The 18,106-nt window shown below is 68.5% G+C and carries 16 protein-coding genes; 13 read left to right on the top strand and 3 right to left on the bottom strand.

All coding sequences use genetic code 11. From position 1 onward, the window contains the following. Position 1 precedes the first annotated feature (1 nt). On the top strand, positions 2-940 hold the full coding sequence (locus AB0I53_RS28890; RefSeq protein WP_358609575.1) for a VOC family protein: 939 nt from the start codon (positions 2-4) through the stop codon (positions 938-940). A 31-nt stretch (positions 941-971) separates the two neighbouring features. Next, positions 972-1,433, top strand: coding sequence for a lipocalin-like domain-containing protein (locus AB0I53_RS28885; protein ID WP_358609572.1), 462 nt, complete (start codon positions 972-974; stop codon positions 1,431-1,433). A 584-nt stretch (positions 1,434-2,017) separates the two neighbouring features. Here the strand turns inward: AB0I53_RS28885 and AB0I53_RS28880 are convergent. Next, positions 2,018-2,527, bottom strand: a complete 510-nt coding sequence (locus AB0I53_RS28880) for a MarR family winged helix-turn-helix transcriptional regulator (protein WP_358609569.1) — start codon at positions 2,525-2,527, stop codon at positions 2,018-2,020. A 383-nt stretch (positions 2,528-2,910) separates the two neighbouring features. Between AB0I53_RS28880 and AB0I53_RS28875 the strand changes: the two genes are divergently transcribed. The 10 genes from AB0I53_RS28875 (at position 2,911) to AB0I53_RS28830 (ending at position 14,000) form a co-directional block, all read left to right on the top strand. Further along, positions 2,911-3,957: a leucyl aminopeptidase gene (locus AB0I53_RS28875; RefSeq protein WP_358609566.1), complete on the top strand. Its 1,047-nt coding sequence runs from the start codon at positions 2,911-2,913 to the stop codon at positions 3,955-3,957. 14 nt (positions 3,958-3,971) lie between these two features. Continuing rightward, positions 3,972-4,754 (top strand): Asp/Glu racemase, encoded by a 783-nt coding sequence (locus tag AB0I53_RS28870; RefSeq protein ID WP_358609720.1) that lies wholly within the window; start codon positions 3,972-3,974, stop codon positions 4,752-4,754. 270 nt (positions 4,755-5,024) lie between these two features. Beyond that, on the top strand, positions 5,025-6,296 hold the full coding sequence (locus tag AB0I53_RS28865) for an FAD-dependent monooxygenase (RefSeq protein WP_358609563.1): 1,272 nt from the start codon (positions 5,025-5,027) through the stop codon (positions 6,294-6,296). A gap of 37 nt (positions 6,297-6,333) precedes the next feature. After that, complete coding sequence (locus AB0I53_RS28860; protein ID WP_358609560.1) at positions 6,334-7,743, top strand: MFS transporter; 1,410 nt, start codon at positions 6,334-6,336, stop codon at positions 7,741-7,743. Between the two features lie 44 nt (positions 7,744-7,787). Continuing rightward, positions 7,788-8,684: an FAD binding domain-containing protein gene (locus AB0I53_RS28855; protein WP_358609557.1), complete on the top strand. Its 897-nt coding sequence runs from the start codon at positions 7,788-7,790 to the stop codon at positions 8,682-8,684. Then, entirely contained in the window at positions 8,681-11,128 is a 2,448-nt protein-coding gene (locus tag AB0I53_RS28850; protein ID WP_358609554.1) for a xanthine dehydrogenase family protein molybdopterin-binding subunit, read from the top strand. Before AB0I53_RS28855 ends, AB0I53_RS28850 begins: the two co-directional genes overlap by 4 nt. Further along, the gene (locus tag AB0I53_RS28845) at positions 11,125-11,661 is read left to right on the top strand and encodes a (2Fe-2S)-binding protein (protein WP_358609551.1); all 537 of its coding nucleotides are present in this window, start codon (positions 11,125-11,127) and stop codon (positions 11,659-11,661) included. Before AB0I53_RS28850 ends, AB0I53_RS28845 begins: the two co-directional genes overlap by 4 nt. Continuing rightward, positions 11,658-12,347: an SRPBCC family protein gene (locus AB0I53_RS28840; protein ID WP_358609548.1), complete on the top strand. Its 690-nt coding sequence runs from the start codon at positions 11,658-11,660 to the stop codon at positions 12,345-12,347. Before AB0I53_RS28845 ends, AB0I53_RS28840 begins: the two co-directional genes overlap by 4 nt. Next, positions 12,334-13,041, top strand: a complete 708-nt coding sequence (locus AB0I53_RS28835) for an isochorismatase family protein (protein ID WP_358609545.1) — start codon at positions 12,334-12,336, stop codon at positions 13,039-13,041. The genes AB0I53_RS28840 and AB0I53_RS28835 overlap by 14 nt, the downstream gene beginning before the upstream one ends. A 44-nt stretch (positions 13,042-13,085) precedes the next feature. Beyond that, positions 13,086-14,000, top strand: coding sequence for an alpha/beta hydrolase (locus AB0I53_RS28830; RefSeq protein WP_358609542.1), 915 nt, complete (start codon positions 13,086-13,088; stop codon positions 13,998-14,000). A 216-nt stretch (positions 14,001-14,216) separates the two neighbouring features. Here AB0I53_RS28830 and AB0I53_RS28825 read toward each other — a convergent pair whose 3' ends face one another. Then, positions 14,217-15,827: an FAD-dependent oxidoreductase gene (locus AB0I53_RS28825; protein WP_358609539.1), complete on the bottom strand. Its 1,611-nt coding sequence runs from the start codon at positions 15,825-15,827 to the stop codon at positions 14,217-14,219. A 970-nt stretch (positions 15,828-16,797) separates the two neighbouring features. On the opposite strand from AB0I53_RS28825, the gene AB0I53_RS28820 reads away from it, so the two are divergent. After that, positions 16,798-17,043 (top strand): hypothetical protein, encoded by a 246-nt coding sequence (locus AB0I53_RS28820; protein ID WP_358609536.1) that lies wholly within the window; start codon positions 16,798-16,800, stop codon positions 17,041-17,043. A gap of 167 nt (positions 17,044-17,210) precedes the next feature. On the opposite strand, the gene AB0I53_RS28815 is transcribed toward AB0I53_RS28820, so the two are convergent. Then, a complete protein-coding gene (locus AB0I53_RS28815; protein ID WP_358609533.1) occupies positions 17,211-17,885 on the bottom strand; it encodes an HD domain-containing protein in 675 nt (224 codons plus the stop codon). Positions 17,886-18,106: the final 221 nt, after the last annotated feature.

Raw genomic sequence — 18,106 nt, 5'->3', positions numbered from 1 at the left:
TATGCCCGCCACCGGTCTGATCACACACCTGCGGCACGTCGACATCGCGATGCCGAACTTCGCCGAACAGCGCACGTTCTACCAGGAGACGTGGGGGCTGACGGAGACGGCCAATGACTCGGGGGTTTCCTTTCTCGCCGCCGAGGGCTCACCGGAGCTGTACGTCGTCCGGCTGCGCAAGGACGACCAGAAGCGCACGGACCTCATCGCGTTCGGCTCCGCCAGCCCCGCCGACGTGGATGCCTTGACCGAGCAGCTGATCGGTCAAGGAGTGACGCTCGTCCACGAACCCCGCGTGCTGGACACCCCAGGCGGCGGCTACGGCGTCCGGTTCTTCGACAACGAGGGGCGAGTCGTCGAGGTCTCCGCGGACGTCGCGGTCCGGGCGCACCGCAAGATCGAGGAGCGCGAGTCCGTGCCGGTACGGCTTTCGCACGTGCTGATGAACACGCCCACCCCAGAAGTGACCGTCCGCTGGTATGTCGAAAACCTCGGGTTCCGGCTATCCGACACGATGCGCATCGGCGACCGCGAGATCATGTGGTTCTTGCGGTGCAACACCTTCCACCACAGCTTCGGCTTCGTACGCGGTCCGCATGCCGCCTTCCACCATGCCTCGTTCGAGATGCGCGGCGTCGACGAGTTCATGCGTGGCACCGGGCGCCTGCACCGCCTTGGCTTCGAGCGCCTCTGGGGACCGGGACGACACCGTGCCGGGGACAACTCGTTCAGCTACTTCCTCGACCACGCCGGGAATACCGTCGAGTACACGACCGAGCTCGAGGTCATCGACGAGGACACCTGGCACCCGCACATCTACGACCTGACCGATCCCGCCAACGCCGACCAGTGGGGCACCGCGAACGAGATGGACGAGTTCATCGCCGCCCGCTCGCACAACGACGTCGACCGCGGCCTGTTCATCGCGCCGCCGATGTGACCGGGCGGACGAGATGAAAGGATCACCGGCAATGACCTCGGTCCGCGCCCGTCTTTTCGGCAGCTGGCGGATGATCGACTGGAAGGTTTTCCGTGGCGAGGAGGCGATCGATCCGCCCCTTGGCCCGGTCGCGGACTGCACGGGGCTACTCATTTACACCGAAGAGGGAACGATGAGCGCCAATCTCATGCTCGCCGAGCGAGCGTCCTTCGCCGACGGGTCGCTCGACGGTGGCACGCAAGAGGAACGGGCCGAAGCGTACCGCTCGGTCATCTCGTACGCCGGTACCTACGAGGTCGACGAGCCAACCGCGACGGTCGTCCATCACGTGCAGATCGCGACATTCCCGAATTTCGTCGGTACCGACCTCACCAGAACGTGCGTCTTCGAGGGCGAGGACACGCTGAAACTCGACACTCCGCCGATGAAGATCGGCGGCGAATCGCTCGGAAGTTACATTCGCTGGCAGCGGAAAGGGACGGAGGCCCGATAATGCGGGCATTCCGCAGGATCGTCACCGGCCATGACCGCGACGGACGATCCGCCGTCGCCGAAGACCGCGAATGTCCGCACGTCGAGATCACCGCCAACGCCACCGTGACCAACCTCTGGCTGCACGAGGGACGCCCCGGCAACGCGGGCCCCTACCTCGACCCGGTCGGACCCGGGGTGCCGCTGGCGCCCCCGGCCCGGGCAGCGTGCTACGCGTCGGGGCGTGGTCGCCGGAGACCAGGTGATCCGGCCCAAGCGCCGGCGCCGCTGGTTTACCTGCGAGCGGCGGAGGACCTAGGTGTAGCGCCGGAATCGCTTCTGGTGGTGGAGGATTCGGCCACGGCGTGCGAGTGGGGCGCTCGGCGGGTTGGCCAGTGCTCGGCGGGGGTGGTTCACCTGGCCGCGGACAGCTCGCCGAAGTCCTGCGCACCGCGCCCGACATGTGGTCGGTCGCCCGGATCCTCAGCAGGAGGCCCGCCTAGCGAACGGGCCCGAATGCCGTCGGGGTTGAAATATTGCTTGACCGGCCATCCGGCCTCGCCAACCCTGCTGCCGGTGTGCTGGTCAGCGGGTACTGTGCCCGGCTCAGTCCAGTTTTTCGAATGCTGCGACGGCTTCCCAGCGGGCACCGAGTGCGTTGAGCAGTGTTGCGATGTTGGCGTCGCGGGCGATGTCGTTGCCGGCGAGCAGTGCCTCGTCCAGTTGCCGGGCTCGGTGGTGCACCTGGGTGAGCACCGCCTCGCCTTCCTCGGTGAGGGACAGCAGTTTGCGCCGGGCGTCGCGCGGGGATTCGATGCGCTGGATGAGACCTCGTCGCTCGAGCCTGCGACACAAGTCGGCCATCGTCGAGGTGTCCAGCGCGGCGGCACCGGCCAGCGAGCTCTGGTCGTTGCCCGGATAGGCGCGGACGGCGGAGAGCACCGCGAACTGCGGACCGGTCAGCACCGAGTCGACGTGCCGGTTCCAAGCGGCGAGGTAGGCCTGGTACAGCCGGCGGGCGCCGTAGCCGGGGGCGGCTAGCAGGTCGGCGGGTGGTGCCGGAGCGACGGCGGACGTTTCTGCAACACGTCGGTCCGTGCGCGCTGGCTCCCCCATTGCGTTCCTCCCATGCAGCTCGGCACCTGGGTTAGGTGCCGATTAATAATACGTACCCGGATGGTTGCGCTGGTACAGGACTGGCTTGGCCGGGGTGGATCCAGGTCGCTCCGGTGCGATCCGAGCCAGGTCGCGCTCGTCCGGGGTGTGGGTTCGCCTGGACGGCGTAACTTGGGCTGTGCAAGGGAATCATCTTGTCCGCCATGTCATCTGGTTGACCGGCTCTCCGCGTGTAGCAGGGGTTGTTCCCGCGCGTGACGTGTGCAAGCGCCGTTGCTGACGCGTGGATCTTGCTCGCAGGTTCGGTGCACACAGGTTCCGCGAAAACAACTCTTGCGTGCTCGGATAATACGTGTTCGGATTACATGAGGAGGTGGTCAACGGTGGACCAGAACCTGTTCAACGACATCTGCTTGCAGCAACTGCGCCTGTCCGGCGTGCACGAGGGTGAGACGGTCGTCGTGCTCACCCGCGGCGGGGAGCGCGCGGAGTACGCGGACGCGTTCCTGTGGGCTGCTCAGCAGTTGGGAGCTGCGGCGTTCCACATGCGGTTGCCCTCGCCGGCGAGCGCCTCGGGGGCGTGGGCCGTGGGCGACTCCGGCCTCGGGAACATCCCCAAGGCCGTGGATGCCCTCAAGGGCGTCGACATGGTCGTGGACTGCACCTTCTTGCTGTTCAGCAAGGAGCAGTTCGCCATCCAGGACGCCGGAGTCCGGATCCTGACCGCCGTCGAGCCGCCGGAGCTGCTCGCCCGGTTGATGCCGACCAAGGAACTGCGCGAGCGGGTGGAGATCGGCGCCGAGCTGCTGGCCAAGGCGAGCACGATGCGGATCACCAGCCCGGCCGGTACCGACGTCACCTACCAGCTCGGCATGTACCCGACGTTGTCGGAGTACGGCTACACCGACACCCCGGGTCGATGGGACCACTGGCCGGCAGCGTTCGTGTTCACCGGCGGGGCCGACGACGGTGTCGACGGGAAGATCGTGCTCTCGCCGGGGGACGTGCTCCTGCCGTTCAACACCTACGTGCAGACCCCGGTGGAGATCACCATCGAGAAAGGCTTCATCCAGGACATCCGCGGCGGCGCCGGGGCGTCCGGGCTGGACGCGGACCTGTTGCGCTCGTACATCGAGAGCTTCGACGACCCGCGCGGCTACGGGATGAGCCACGTCGGCTGGGGTCTCGACGAGCGTGCCCACTGGCACGGCCTGACCCAGTTCCCCGGCGGGATGGGCATGGAGCTGCGCAGCTTCTACGGCAACGTGATGTTCTCCATCGGGCCGAACAACGAGCTGGGCGGCCCGAACGACACCGCCTGCCACTTCGACATCCCGATGCGCGGCAACTCGTTGTACCTCGACGACGAGCTGATCGTCGACGCGGGCGAGCTGACCGTTGCCGAGATGCGCCCGGTCGGTCGCCGATGAGCGCGGCGGCGGTGGTGCGCGAGCACCACATCGGAATGATCGTGCCCAGCTCGAACCTCACCATGGAGACCGAGCTGCCGCGGATGCTGCGAGCTCGGGAGGAGGTCGATCCGGGGGACCGGTTCATCTTCCACTCCGCGCGGGCGCGGATGCAGCACGTGACCCCGGAACAACTGCGGGCGATGAACGCGCAGGCCGAACGAGCGGCGGCGGAACTGGCCGACGCTCGCCCGGCGGTCGTGGCCACCGCGTGCCTGGTGGCGATCATGGCGCAGGGGCCGGGTTACCACTGCACCGCGGAGGACGACATCACCCGCGCGCTGCGCGCCGAGGGGTCCGATGCCCCGGTCGTTTCCAGTGCTGGTGCACTGCTGTCCGGCATCGGTGCGTTGGGCGCGCGCAAGGTCGCGATCCTGACGCCGTACATGAAGCCGCTGACCAAGGCGGTGGCGGACTACATCGAGGACGCCGGCGTCGAGGTGGTGGACGCGCTCTCGCTGGAGGTGCCGGACAACCTCGCTGTGGCGCGGCTGGACCCGGCCGATCTGCGCGAGCACTACCGCAAGCTCGACCTGTCCAACGCTGACGCGCTGGTCCTGTCGGCCTGCGTGCAGATGCCGTCCCTGCCCTCGATCCAGCCGGTCGAGGACGAGGTGGGGATCCCGGTGCTCTCGGCCGCGACCGCCACCACCTTCCGGATCCTGTCCGAACTCGGACTCGAACCCCGAGTGCCCGGTGCGGGCAAGCTGCTCAGCGGAGCGGTCACCGCCCCGGGAGTGCCGACGCACGCGGCCTGACTCTCCGGCGCGCGACGCTCGCGGCCGGGACTGCCCTCTGGTGGGGCGTCCCGGCTCCGCGGGCTGCGCTGCACGTATTCACCCGATGCGAGCTCGTGCTCGCTCGTCCGCATCCTGATCGCCTGCGCCCTTTTCGCGCTGATCAGAAGCGCATCAAGCGGTAATCACCTGCGAACAAAATCTTTTCAAACAAGACCTTGCATATCCGGATAGTACGTGTTCGGATCATCTGAATCCGACGCGGGTTCCGGCGAGGACGAGGAGGCCAGCGTGGCTGCGAGCCAGTCGTTCGAAGTCGTTGTTGTCGGTGCCGGCTTGGGAGGCCTGTGCGCCGCGCTGTCGCTGCGGCAGCGCGGCCTGCGGGTCACCGTGGTCGAGGCGGCGGCGCAGCTGGGGGAGATCGGCGCGGGAATCCAGACCGCGCCCAACGCCAGCCGGATCCTGATCGGACTGGGGCTTCGCGCCGAGCTCGAGCGCGTGCGCACCGAACCCCAGGACCAGGTCCGCCGCCGCTGGGCCGACGGGAGCATCATCGGCCAGCTGCCGCTCGGGCAGCGGGTGATCGACCAGTACGGGGCGCCCTACTGGCACTACCACCGCGCCGACCTGCACGGCGTCCTGCTCGAGGCGTGCTTGGACCCGACGGGGCCCGGCCCGGTGGTCGAGGTCGCCACCTCGGCGCAGGTGGTCGATCTCGATCGCACCGATCCGGCGCGCCCGGCGGTGCTGACCGCTGATGGACGCCGGTTCGCCGGGGACCTCGTGATCGGGGCGGACGGCATCCGGTCCGCGGTGCGGGATCTGGCGGGATTCGACGACACCCTGGAGTTCTCCGGGGAGATGGCCTACCGTGCGCTGATCCCCGGCGACCTGGTGGCCGCCGACCCGGCGACCCGGTTCCTCGTGGACCGCTTCCACTCCACGATCTGGTACGGCCCGGACAAGCACCTGGTGCACTACATGATCCGCGGCGGTCAGTACCTCAACGTCGTCGCGATCGTCCCGTGCACGGAGGAGATCGCCCGGGACTGGAGCGGCCCGGCGACCGCGGCGCAGCTCGCCGCGGAGTACGAGGACTGGGACGACCGCGTTCCGGCCGTGCTGGCCAAGGCGAAGGACGAGGACGTGTCGGTGTGGGCGATGTACCGCCGGCGCCGCGACCCGGTCTGGGTCGACGGGCGGGTCGCCCTGCTCGGCGATGCCTGCCACGCGATGCTGCCCTACCAGGCGCAGGGCGCTTCCCAGGCGATGGAGGACGCCGCTGTGCTCGCGGAGGAGCTCGGCCGGGTGACCCGCGACGGGATCGAGGCGGCCCTGGTCCGCTACGTCGATCGACGGGCGAAGCACGCGGGCATGGTCCAGGATGCGTCCCTGCAGAACATGAGCTTCTACCACCTGCCCGATGGCCCGGAGCAGCGTGAGCGCGACGAGAAGCTGCGTCGCTTCGATGGTGAGTCCGACGTGTCCTACGACTGGCTGTGGAACGGCAGCCCGCTCACGGACCCGGACACCGAATCCATCCAATACCAGTTCGCACGCTGACGCGTGACGCCGCCGCCACAGCACAACGGAGTGACTCATGCGTACCGGAGACCAAGTCGTCCAGGACCTGCCCTGGCGATGGAGCGTGCAAGGCAAGATCTTCCTGATCGGCGGACTGGGCTACATGTTCGATGCCTGGGACGTCGCGCTGAACGGCTTCCTCACCCCGCTGGTGGGGACCGAGTTCGGGCTGTCGCCGGGCCAGAAGGGGTTGGTGGCCACCGCTAACCTGATCGGCATGGCGGTCGGTGCGGTCGCCTGGGGGACGGTGGCCGACCGCATCGGCCGCAAGCGGGCGTTCAGCATCACGCTGCTGCTCTTCGCGCTGTTCTCCGCGATCGGGGCGCTGTCGCCGAACCTGGAGATCTTCCTGCTCCTCCGCTTCCTCGCCGGCGTCGGTCTCGGTGGGTGCATCCCGGTCGACTATGCGATCGTCAGCGAGTTCTCACCCCGCCGACAACGGGGACGGGTGCTCTCGGCGATGGACGGCTGGTGGCCGGTGGGGACCACGCTGGCAGGCGTCTCGGCGACGTTGCTGGTCCCGGTGCACGGGAACTGGCGATGGATGCTGGTGCTGATGATCCTGCCGGCGGTTCTGCTGATCTGGGTGCGACGCGGTGTTCCGGAGTCTCCGCTGTACCTGGTCCGCAAGGGCCGTGAGGAAGAAGCTCGCGCAGTCATCGACGATCTCGTCCGGCGCACCGGGGCGAAGCCGGAGCCCTACGTGATTCCGGCGGCGGTAGCGGAGGACACCCGCGGTGGGGCACTGGCGGCAGCGTTCGACCAGCTTCGCCGGGTGTGGGCCTTCAACCCGCGGATCACTGCGGTGTCGTGGACGTTGTTCACCAGCGTGATGCTGGTGTACTACGCCGCGCTGAGCTGGATGCCGTCGATCCTGAAGGCGGAGGGCTTCGGCGAGATCGCGGCCTTCGCTTCGACCGCGCTGATGAACGCGGTGGGCATCGTCGGCGTCGCACTGGCGGTGCTCGTCGTCGACAGGGTGGGCCGCAAGCGGGTCATCGCGACCGCGGGGCCGATCATGTCGGTGATGCTGGTGGTGTTCTCGTTGCTGCTGGGAACGCCCACGTTGGCGGTCGTGGCGATCGGCGCCTTCGGTCTGTTCGCCCTGGTGGTCATCCCGGTCATGTACGCCTACGTCTCCGAGCTCTACCCGACGGAGCTGCGTGCCTCGGGCTTCGGCTGGGCGTCGTCGTCGAGCCGCGCCGTCACCGGCTTCGCCCCGCTGCTGTTCGGCAGCGTGCTGTGGCCGGTGCTGGGCCTGCCGTTGACCTTCACGGTGCTCGGTGTGCTCGTGGTGGCCGCGGTCGTGTTCATGATGGTCGTCGCGCCGGAGACCCGAGGCCGCGAACTCGACCACATCACCGATCTCGGTGCTGAGCCGACGGATGTGAAAGCCGCTGCCACAACGGAGACTTCGGCGCGCTGACGGCGAAATCCGTCCAGGTAACGAACAACGAGGAGGTTGACCGCGTGAAGCCCGCTGCGTTCAGCTACCACCGGGCGCATGACGTCGCCGATGCAGTCGGCTTGCTCGGCGAACTCGCCGCAGCGGGCGAGGAGCCGAAGCTCATCGCCGGTGGCCAGAGCCTGATACCGATGATGAACTTCCGGCTCGCCCGGCCGACGGTCCTGGTCGACATGGGACTGCTGCGCCGCGATCCGGCGATGAGCTCGATCCGGCGCGACGGCTCGGAACTCCGGATCGGGGCGTTGAGCACCCATCGTTCGGTCGAGACCGCCGGCCACGCCTTGGGGCCGGAGTTCGACGTCATCTCCCGGGCCATGCGGTGGGTGGGCCACCTGCCGATCCGCTCGCGCGGCACCGTCGCGGGCAGCATCGTGCACGGAGACGCCACCGCCGAGTGGTGCCTGCTCGCCCTGCTACTCGACGCCGTGATCGTCGCCGAAGGCCCGAACGGGCAACGGGAGATCCCGGCCGCGGAGATGTTCTACGGGTTCTACGCCACGGCCGTCGAACCCGACGAGGTCGTCGTGGAAGTGCGCTTCACGCGCCCGGCGCCGCGAGCCGCGCTCACCGAGTTCGCCCGCCGCCACGGGGATTTCGCGACCGTCGACGCAGCGGTCGCGCTCGACGCGGACCCCGTCGCCGAAGCGGTTCCGCTGACCGGAGGTCGGGTGGTGCTCGGCGGAGTGGCCCCGGCGCCCATCCGGGTTCCCGAGGCCGAGGCCGTGCTGGCCGGTGGTGTCCCCGGGCCGGATCTGTTCACCGCGTGCGGGGAGGCTGCCGCTGCGGCCATCGATCCACCCGACGACGCAGCGGGTACCGGCGCCTATCGCCGTCGGCTCACCCGGACGCTCGTCGCCCAGGCCCTGCACGAGGCGTGGGAGAAAGGAGTGACGCGATGACCGGACGCGATACCGGTGTCCGACACGGATCTCCGCAGCCCGGCGGGAAGCGCTGGGTCGGGGCTGCCGTCCCCCGGCGCGAAGACCCCCGCCTGCTGCGCGGTCGGGGGCGGTTCATCGACGACGTCCAGCTGAGCGGGATGCTGCACGCGGGTTTCGTCCGCTCCACCGTCGCGCACGGCCGGATCCTCGACATCGACCTCTCCGCGGTCCGCGAGGTCGAGGGCGTCGTCGCCGCCTACACCGCTGAGGATCTCGACCTCGGCGACATCGTGGCGCTGCTCGATCGCCCGCCGGAGGAGTTCGCGCCCACCGCGATGCCCATCCTCGCAACGGAGAAGGTGCGCTTCGTCGGCGAACCGGTGGCCGTGGTCATCGCTCGCGACCCGTACAGCGTGGAAGACGGCATCGAAGCCGCGGTGGCTACCTACGAACCCCTCGACGCGGTCGTCTCGGAGGAGACCGCGTTCGCCGCGGACGCACCGCTCGTGCACGAGGAAGCGCCCGGGAACGTCCTCCTCGACGTGTCGATGTTCGACACACCCGGTGTCGACACCGCGTTCGAGGCCGCCGAATCCGGACCGGGGTGCGTGGTCGAGGTCGTCACGCGAAGCGGGCGGCAGAACGCGCTGCCGCTGGAAACGCGCGGTGTGGTCGCCTCCTGGGACGACCGCGACGACCAGCTGCTGGTGCAGACCTGCACGCAGGTCCCGCACCAGGTGCGCACGGTGCTGGCCCGCTCGCTGCGCGTTCCGGAGCGCACCGTGCGGGTCACCGTCCCCGACATGGGCGGCGGATTCGGCCAGAAGTGCGTGGTCGGCCGCGAGGAGATCGCGGTCGCGGCGGCGGCCCGGAAGCTGGACCGCCCGGTGAAGTGGATCGAGGACCGCCGGGAGGCGCTGACCGCCGCATTCCTGGCCCGCGAGCAGCGCTACCGCACCCGCGCGGCGTTCGACGCCGAGGGCAGGATCACCGCCCTGGACGTCGACGTCGTCTGCGACATGGGCGCTTACTCCTGCTACCCGTTCACGGCCGGCATCGAACCGCTGATGGCCTCCGCCGAGATGCCGGGCGTCTACCAGGTGCCCGCCTACCGGGTCCGCGGCCGCGCCATCACCAGCAACAAGGCGCCGACCGCGCCCTACCGCGGGGTCAGCCGTCCGCAGTACGTCATGGCGATGGAACGCGTCATGGAGCGCGCCGCGCGCGAACTCGGCATCGACCCGGTCGAGATCCGCCGGCGCAACGTGATCACCGAATTCCCCTACACCGGCGTCAACAACGTCACCTACGATCCCGGCACCTACCGGGAATCGCTCGACCTCGCCGAGGCCACCCTCCGTGATGAGGGCTGGTACGAGTTTCGGGAGCGGGCCGCCGCCGAGGGGCGGCACATCGGCATCGGCCACTGCTGCTTCTCGGAGCGGACCGGCTACGGTTCCGATGCTTTCGCCAAGCGCAAGATGCAGGTGGTTCCCGGTTTCGACGTCTCCGAGATCCGGATGGACACCACGGGGTCGGTGGTGGTCACCAGCGGCACGATGAACCACGGGCAGTCGCATGAGACGACCCTCGCCCAGATCGTGGCCGACCGGCTGGGACTCGACCTGGACAAGGTCAAGCTGCGGCAGGGCGACACCGAGCGCATCGCCTACGGATGGGGAACCTTCGCCTCGCGGTCGGTGACGATCGGCGGGTCGGCCGTGTCCGTCGCGGCCGGACGGCTCGGCGAGCTGCTGTGCACCATCGCCGCGCACCTGCTCAAGACACGCCCGGACAACGTCCGATTAGACGGCGATGGGGGAGTCGTCCAGATCGACGACCCCGCGCAGCGAGTGTCCTTCGAGGACATCGCGGACGTGGCCTATCTGCGCAGCCACCTGTTGCCCAAGGGCGTCGAACCGACGTTGACGGCGACCGCGAGCTTCGACGTCGCCGGTGACGGCACGTTCTCCAACGCCACCCACGCGGTGGTCGTCGAGGCCGATCCGGGCACCGGCCAGATCAAAATCCTGCGCTACGCCTGTGTGGAGGACTGCGGAGTGGTGATCCACCCGCAGGTCGTCGATGGCCAGTGCCGCGGTGGGATCGCCCAGGGCATCGCCGGAGCGCTGTTCGAAGAGGTCACCTACGCCGACAACGGCGAGCCCTCGGCCGCCAGCTTCATCGACTACCTCGTGCCGACCGCGACGGAGATCCCGGACATCACCGTCACCCACCTCGAAACACCTTGCGCCTTCACCGAAAGCGGCGCCAAGGGTGCTGGCGAGGGCGGCACCATCGGTGCGCCGGCCGCCGTGCTGAACGCGATCAACGACGCACTGCGCCACACCGGAGTCGAACTCGACACCACGCCCGTGCACCCGCAGACCGTGCTGGCCGCGCTCGACGCGGCCGGATCCCCGCAGTTGTCCAGCCGAGAGGAGGCGACCACCCCGTCATGAGCGAGCGACACCTGATCGGGCTGAACGTCAACGGTGCAACGCACGAGGCCCTCGTCGAACCGCGGAAGACCCTGCTCGACGCCCTGCGCCACGACCTCGGTCTCACCGGCACCCACGTCGGATGCGAGCACGGGGTGTGCGGGGCCTGCACCGTCCTCGTCGACGGCGAACCGGTGCGGGCCTGCCTGATGTTCGCCGTACAAGCCGAAAACAGCGACATCCGCACAGTCGAGTCGCTCGGCGAGGACGGGGAGCTCTCCGATCTGCAGCGGTCCTTCCGCGACCACCACGGACTGCAGTGCGGGTTCTGCACTCCCGGATTCCTCATGCTCGCCGAGGGTTTCCTCGCTCAGCAGCCGGACGCCGACCGCGAGGAGATCCGAGAGGCGGTCTCGGCCAACCTGTGCCGCTGCACGGGTTACCAGACGATCGTCGACGCGATCGCCGCGACCGCTGTGCGTCGACGGTCCACTTCGGACACCGAACCTGCTTGCCCGGGCGGCACCTCTGCCGAGAAAGAAGAGACACCGTGATCCTGGAAAACCACCTTGAAGTCCCGGCCGACCCGGATGCCGTGTTCGCCCTGATCAACGACGTCGAGCGGGTGGCGGGCTGCCTGCCCGGCGCGACCCTCGACGGGCGGGACGGCGACACCTACCGCGGCCGCGTCAAGTTCAAGGTCGGCCCGATCAGCGCCGCCTACTCCGGCACGGTGAGGTTCAGCGAGGTCGCTGCCGCCGATCGCCGGCTGCGACTGCTCGCGCGGGGAGCGGACAGCCACGGCAACGGCGACGCCGAAGCCGATGTCACCCTGACCGTGGTCGAAGCTCCCGGGGGAGCGACGCTGAACCTGCACACCGACCTGTCCGTGCGCGGAAAGCTCGCCCAGTTCGGCAAAGGCGCCATCAGCACCGTGTCCAACCGGCTGCTCGACCAGTTCGCCCGCAACCTCGCCGTTCAACTGCAGCAGGGGCCGAGCACCGCAGCTCCGGAACCGGCCCTCGGAACCACGGCCGGCAACGCCGCCGCGCCCGCTCCGGCCGCGAGCCCCGCTGCGAACGACAGCCTCGACGGGCTGGCGATGCTGCTTCCACCCGAGACCCGGCGATACGCCGCGTTGGCGGCCGCCGCAGCGCTCGGGTTCTTCCAGGGCTGGCTGCTCGGCCGGATCCGCACCCAGGACAAACTGATCAAGGAGTTGCAGCGTGCCCGTCGATGACCACCGATCCGCCGGCCTGCACGGGGCCGAGACCGATGCTACCTACGACCGGGCCGGGTTCGGCGCCGCTGTTCCCCGCGGCAGCCGCCCGGCACTGGTCGTGGTCGACCTGACCCGCGGATTCACCGAACCCGGCTTCGCCTCCGGATCCGACCTCACCCGGGAGGTGACCGCGGCGGCCGTCCTCGCGACCACGGCCCGGCAACACGACGTGCCGGTGATCTACACCGCGATCAGCTACACGCCCGCCGAGGCCGATGGCGACTCCATCGCCTGGCTCCGCAAAGCACCGGGCATGCGCGCCCTGCGGGAAGGAAGCGAAGAGGTCGCTCTCGATCCCCGACTTGAGCAGCACGCCTGCGACCACCTCGTCCTGAAGAAGGGCGCCTCCGCATTCCACGGAACCGGCCTGGCCACCCTGCTGACCAGCCTGGGCACCGACACGCTGCTCGTCTGCGGCGCCACCACCTCCGGCTGCGTCCGCGCCACCGCGGTCGATGCCGTGCAGTGCGGCTTCAACACCCTCATCGTGCGAGAAGCCTGCGGTGACCGAGCGCAAGGCCCGCACGATGCCGCCTTGTTCGACCTGCAAGCCAAATACGCCGATGTCATCGGCCTCTACGACGCCCTGGCCCACCTCGACCGCCTGCCCGGGCGCAACCCCGCCGCGCCCCTCGCATCGGCGGCTGGGTAGCGCGCCGACCGCTGAGCCGACTCGCCGACACAGAAAGGCCACTCGTGACCACGTCCCTCCCGTCGATCCCGGCCGAACCACCGACTGCCCGCACCATGAGCCAACCGGCGTTGGCCGATCTCGGCGCCGTCCCCGCGGTGAGCCGATGGGTGCGTTCGGGACCGCTCCGGCTGCATCTGCTCGACTACGGCCCGGCCGACGGCGTGCCGGTGCTGATCTTGCCCGGCATCACCAGCCCCGCCATCACGATGGACTTCGTGGCGCGAGAACTGACCGACCTCGTGCGCCCGCTCGTGCTCGACATCCGGGGCCGCGGACTCTCCGACAACCCGCCCGAGCCCGCTACCGCGAATGGTGCCGCTGCACTACATGGCTACGACCTCGCCAGCTACGCCGCGGACGTTGATGCGGTCGTGTCCGGGCTACAGCTGGAAAGCCCGATCCTGCTCGGACACTCCATGGGTGCGCGGATCGCGGCGATGACCGCGACCACCGGCCAGCACGAACTGCGCGGCACCGTTCTGGTCGACCCCCCGATGAGCGGCCCGGGCAGGGATCCTTACCCCACAACCCTCGAAGCCTTCCTCCGCCAACTCGACCAAGCCCGCGACGGCACCAACGCCGACGAGGTGGCGCAGTCCTGGCCCCGCTGGCCCCGCAGGGAACAGGAGCTGCGCGCCCGCTGGCTGTCCTCCTGCTCCCGGACCGCGATCGCGGCAACTCACGCCGGGTTCGAATCCGAGGACTTCTTCGCCCATTGGCCCAACGTGCCGGCCCCCGTGGTTCTCGTCCACGGCGCCGACAGCCCGGTCGTCACCGCCGCTGGCGCGCAGGAAGCCGCCAAGGCCAATCCCTCCGCCGAACTCGTCGAAATCCCCGGAGCCGGGCACATGGTCTTCTGGGACGAACCCAACGCGAGCCTCGCCGCAGTGCGCGCCGCACTGCGGAAGCTGAGCTGATCGCCCAGCCTCAACGACACCGCGGACCGACGGCACACAGCTGTCCCTGTCGATCCCGTGAAGCCGCGGACCAGACGCCGTCTGAAGAGGGCATGATGCCCAGCACGGTCGTGGTGGGCACGGAGGCCGGGCATGCTTCTCCACACGTTCCGTCCTCGCCCCTCGTTGGAGGGGCGGCGCAGCCATCGGTTGGAATCGTCGGTGGGCTGAGGGCTTTCAGTTCTGGATCAGGTCTGCGCAGCGTTCGCCGATCATGATCGAGGGGGCGTTGGTGTTGCCGCCGATGATGGAAGGCATCACCGAGGCGTCCGCGACTCGGAGGCCGTCGATGCCGAGGACCTTGAGGTCCGGCCCGACCACTGCTCGTTCGTCCGCGCCCATTCGGCAGGTTCCCACCGGGTGGTAGACGCTGTGCACGTAGTCCGGGAGGATCCGGCGCAGTTCCTTCTCGTCCGAGTACTGCTGGCCCGGTCCGATCTCGCCCTGGTTGTCGCCGACGCCGTCCATCACCTCTCGCACCATCTTGATGCCTTCGAGAAGCACGTCGCTGTCCTTGCCGACCTTCAGGTACGCGGGGTCGATCAGCGGCGCGGCCAGCGGGTCCGCGCTGGACAGGCGAACGGTGCCGCGGCTTTCGGGGTAGATCAACGCCGGGAAGACGCTCTGCCCGGGCTTCGTCGAAGGCGGTCGCACCGCCTTGTCGGAGTCCTGGTTCGGAATCGGGTAAACCCAGTACAGGCTCAACAGCTGGAGGTTCGGGACCGAACCGGCGTGCGACGTGCGCACGAAGCCGGTCGCTTCGAACTGCGAGCCGCCGGCCCAGCCCGAGCCGGGGCGGAACCACTCCCGGGCGAGGCCACGCGCGAAGTACGACGGGGTCGGCCTGCGCAGGGCCGAGTCCATCCGGAACGACACCGGCACGAAGAGATGATCGTGGAGGTTGTCCCCGACCGGCAGGTCCGCCCGCACCTCGATGCCGTGCTCGCGCAGGTGGTCCGCCGGGCCGATGCCGGACAGCATGAGGAGCTGAGGGGAACCGAACGCTCCAGCGGACAGGATGACCTCGCGACCCGCCCTGATGACGCGTCGGCTGCCGTTCTTGCCGATGACCTCCACTCCGGTAGCGCGTGAGCCGTTCAGCACCACCTTGGAAACGGTCGCATTGGTGACGATGGTGAGATCGTCCACCGAATCGTTGTGGAGGTATCCCTTCGACGAGGAGTACCGCACACCAGGATCGGCGCTGAGCTGGATGGCCGCGATGCCCTCCTGGCCTGCCGCGTTGTAGTCGTCGAGCATCGGCACGTCGAGGCGGCTCGTCGCCGCGTCCATGAAGCCCTGCGCGGCCTCGGTCAGGCCGTCCTGCTTCCGGACGCGGATCGGACCGCCCGCCCCCCGGAAGTCGTTCGCGCCGCCCTCCCAGTGCTCCAGGCGCTTGAACGCCGGCAGGACGTCGTCGTACGACCAGCCCTTGCAGCCGTCGTTCGCCCAATCGTCGTAGTTCTCGCGGTTGCCCCGGACGAAGAGCATGCCGTTGACCGAGCTGGATCCGCCCAGCACCTTGCCGCGGGTCTGGGGAATCTTGCGGTTGGCCGCATGTTCCTGGGGGACCGACTTGTAGCCCCAGTCGAAGAACTTCTTCAGCTGCGGCGTGGAGTGCACCACGGCGATGGCACCCGGGATGCTCAACAGGCTCTTCAACGGCCCTCGGTCGTCCCGGGCCCCGGCTTCGACCAGGATGACGCTGGATCCCCGCTCGGCGAGTCGTCGCGCCACGGCACATCCGGCGCTGCCCGCGCCCACAACGACGTAATCAGCCTCAGACATCCCGATGCCTTTCACTGCAAGCAGACCTTGTTCAGACGAGTGGCAGTTCAAGCGTCGATCAGGTTAGAACACGTTCTAGATCCTTGTCCATACGCGCATCGCAGCAACCGCACCTGACAGCACCGACAACGCGCTGAGTCCGATCACGTCGATGTGCCCCCTGTGGAACAGGTTCTGCACACTGGTTCGCGGCGCCGCAAGGCGCGGGCGACCTGGAACACTCCGCCGCCTGATCAGCCACGGCGTAGCCGGTGATGTCCAGAACAGCACGGTCGGTCAACATGTCGACCGGACCGGTATCCACCGCAACCGACTTGACGGCCGAGTTGCGTGGGCCGCGCGATCATCTGCGGTGCCGTGCCCGGTCGGGGTTGTGCATGATCCGCACGTACTCGTCGGGCTCGGATTGCGCGACTCGTCAGCACGTTCGCCGAGCGGCTCGCCGAGTTGATCACTGCGCAGACCGGCGCTTCCACCCCCTCGGGAACCGCTGCCGTGCCGGGCCGGCCTGTTGCGGCAGAAGTTCCGCGTGTTGCCAACGGTAGTGATGAGGCATTGGACGTGCTCAAGGTGGCTCGCGCGGCGCGGTCCAGCCGGCCAAGGCCAGCGTTGCGCCGAACGGCTGTCGCTGTGAGCGTGGCTGCGGCCGGCGTCAGTGTGATCGCCGCCGCGTCCGTGGCCGGTCCATCGGTGGTCGCCGTCGTCGCGGCGGGTATCGGCGCGTTCGCTGGTGGTTACGCGTCCGGCCGTGCATAGCGGTCGCTGCCAGTCTTGCGCGACACCGCGGCTTTCGTGCCGTGTTTCCAACGGTTCCCGAAACTCGTCGGTCGCCGAGCCTCGATCTCTGCGTGTTCCGCACTGCGGGACATGGGCGCAGGTCGTGCGGTGGCCGGATGAGACCACCGGAGTCGATCGGTACGAGTTGTCACGGCCGGGGCGCTTTCGACCCACGGGGCTGGAACGAACATCCGTGCTCGACGAACGGAGCGCAGCGAGGATGAACGACGGGGCGAACCACGAAAGTGCGCTGGACCTCGACGATCCGTTCCACCGATCCGTCGCAATAGGACTGTTCACGATCGCCGGAGCACTCGCCCTGGGAACCATGGCATTCATGGTCCTCTACGATTTCGACCTCGTCTGCTTCCTGCTCGACGTCGGTGCATTCGTGGCCTCTGCGATGCTGAACATGGCCATCTTGCGGCACCGCTGGTGACGCACGCCGCAGTGGGCACACCCGGCAAGCTCCGTCCGGAGAAGACCTGCGACCACTGTCAGAATGCGCCGGGAAAGCGAGGTGGTGGCACGATTGTCGGACTCGTGCGTCGCATTGCTGGCTCGGGCGTATGCGATTTCCCTTCGTGTGGTCGAACGCGGCGAACTTCAGATCGACGACCGGTAGCCGTCGTAGTCTTGCCAACTGGGCGGTTGGGTCATCAGCTGTTGCCAGGTCGGCCAGGTTTCCTGGGTCTTCTGGCGGAGGAGTTCGCCCGGCATGCTGAACGGTGGAGCTTTTTGTGGCTTGTCGAGTGCCTGGCCGACGATCGTGTCGTAGAGCACGGCCGAGGCGTGTAGGCGTGGTAGGACCGCATGGATGCGGTCGGCATACCCGGGCGGGAGGGCGGCGAACCCGGCAGGGCCGAGGTCGTATCCGGCGCCGGCTGTCACCAAGGCGATCTCGGGCCGCTTGCGGGTGGCCACCTCGTAGCAGAGGTGCAGTGCTATCGCGTCCCAGACGATCTCGACCCGATCAGCCGGCAGTCCATGGTCGGTGAGGAAGCGAGCGGCAAGGTCGGCGCCGTCGATGTCGAAGGGCTGATCGCCGTTGCCTTCGTTGCTGAGCCCGGAGTCGTGCAGCACGCATCCCAGGAACAGCAGTTCGTTGTCGTAGTCGTGATCGGGTCGCAGGCCCCGCTGTTCGCCGAGGAAGCGTCCGTAGAGGTAGGTTCGCATGCTGTGGTTGAAGATCGCCGGATCCTCGATGCCCCGCACGAAGCGGATCGCGCTGTGCGCCAAATCGGTCTGCGGGAACGGTAGTTCCGAGTAGGTGTCGGTCACGTCAGTTCTCCTGGGGGTGTGGGCTTGCGCGTGCGTCGGGGAGTGATCGCGGATCTTCCGCAGTGCGAGCAGTCCACCGATTCCCGGAATGGCGGCGGGCCACCAGGCGCTGGTCGAGCCGGCAGTCGTGGTCAGTTCAGGTGGTTTTCGAGGGCGTCGGCTCCGGCGGTGGCTCCGCCGCAGTCGTGGATGATCTGGCGCATCCGTTGGAGGTTGGCGTG

The sequence above is a fragment of the Saccharopolyspora sp. NPDC050389 genome (genome assembly GCF_040655595.1).
GTDB lineage: Bacteria > Actinomycetota > Actinomycetes > Mycobacteriales > Pseudonocardiaceae > Saccharopolyspora.
Note: the sequence above shows the minus strand (reverse complement) of the source record. Positions and strands in the feature narration are given on the sequence as shown.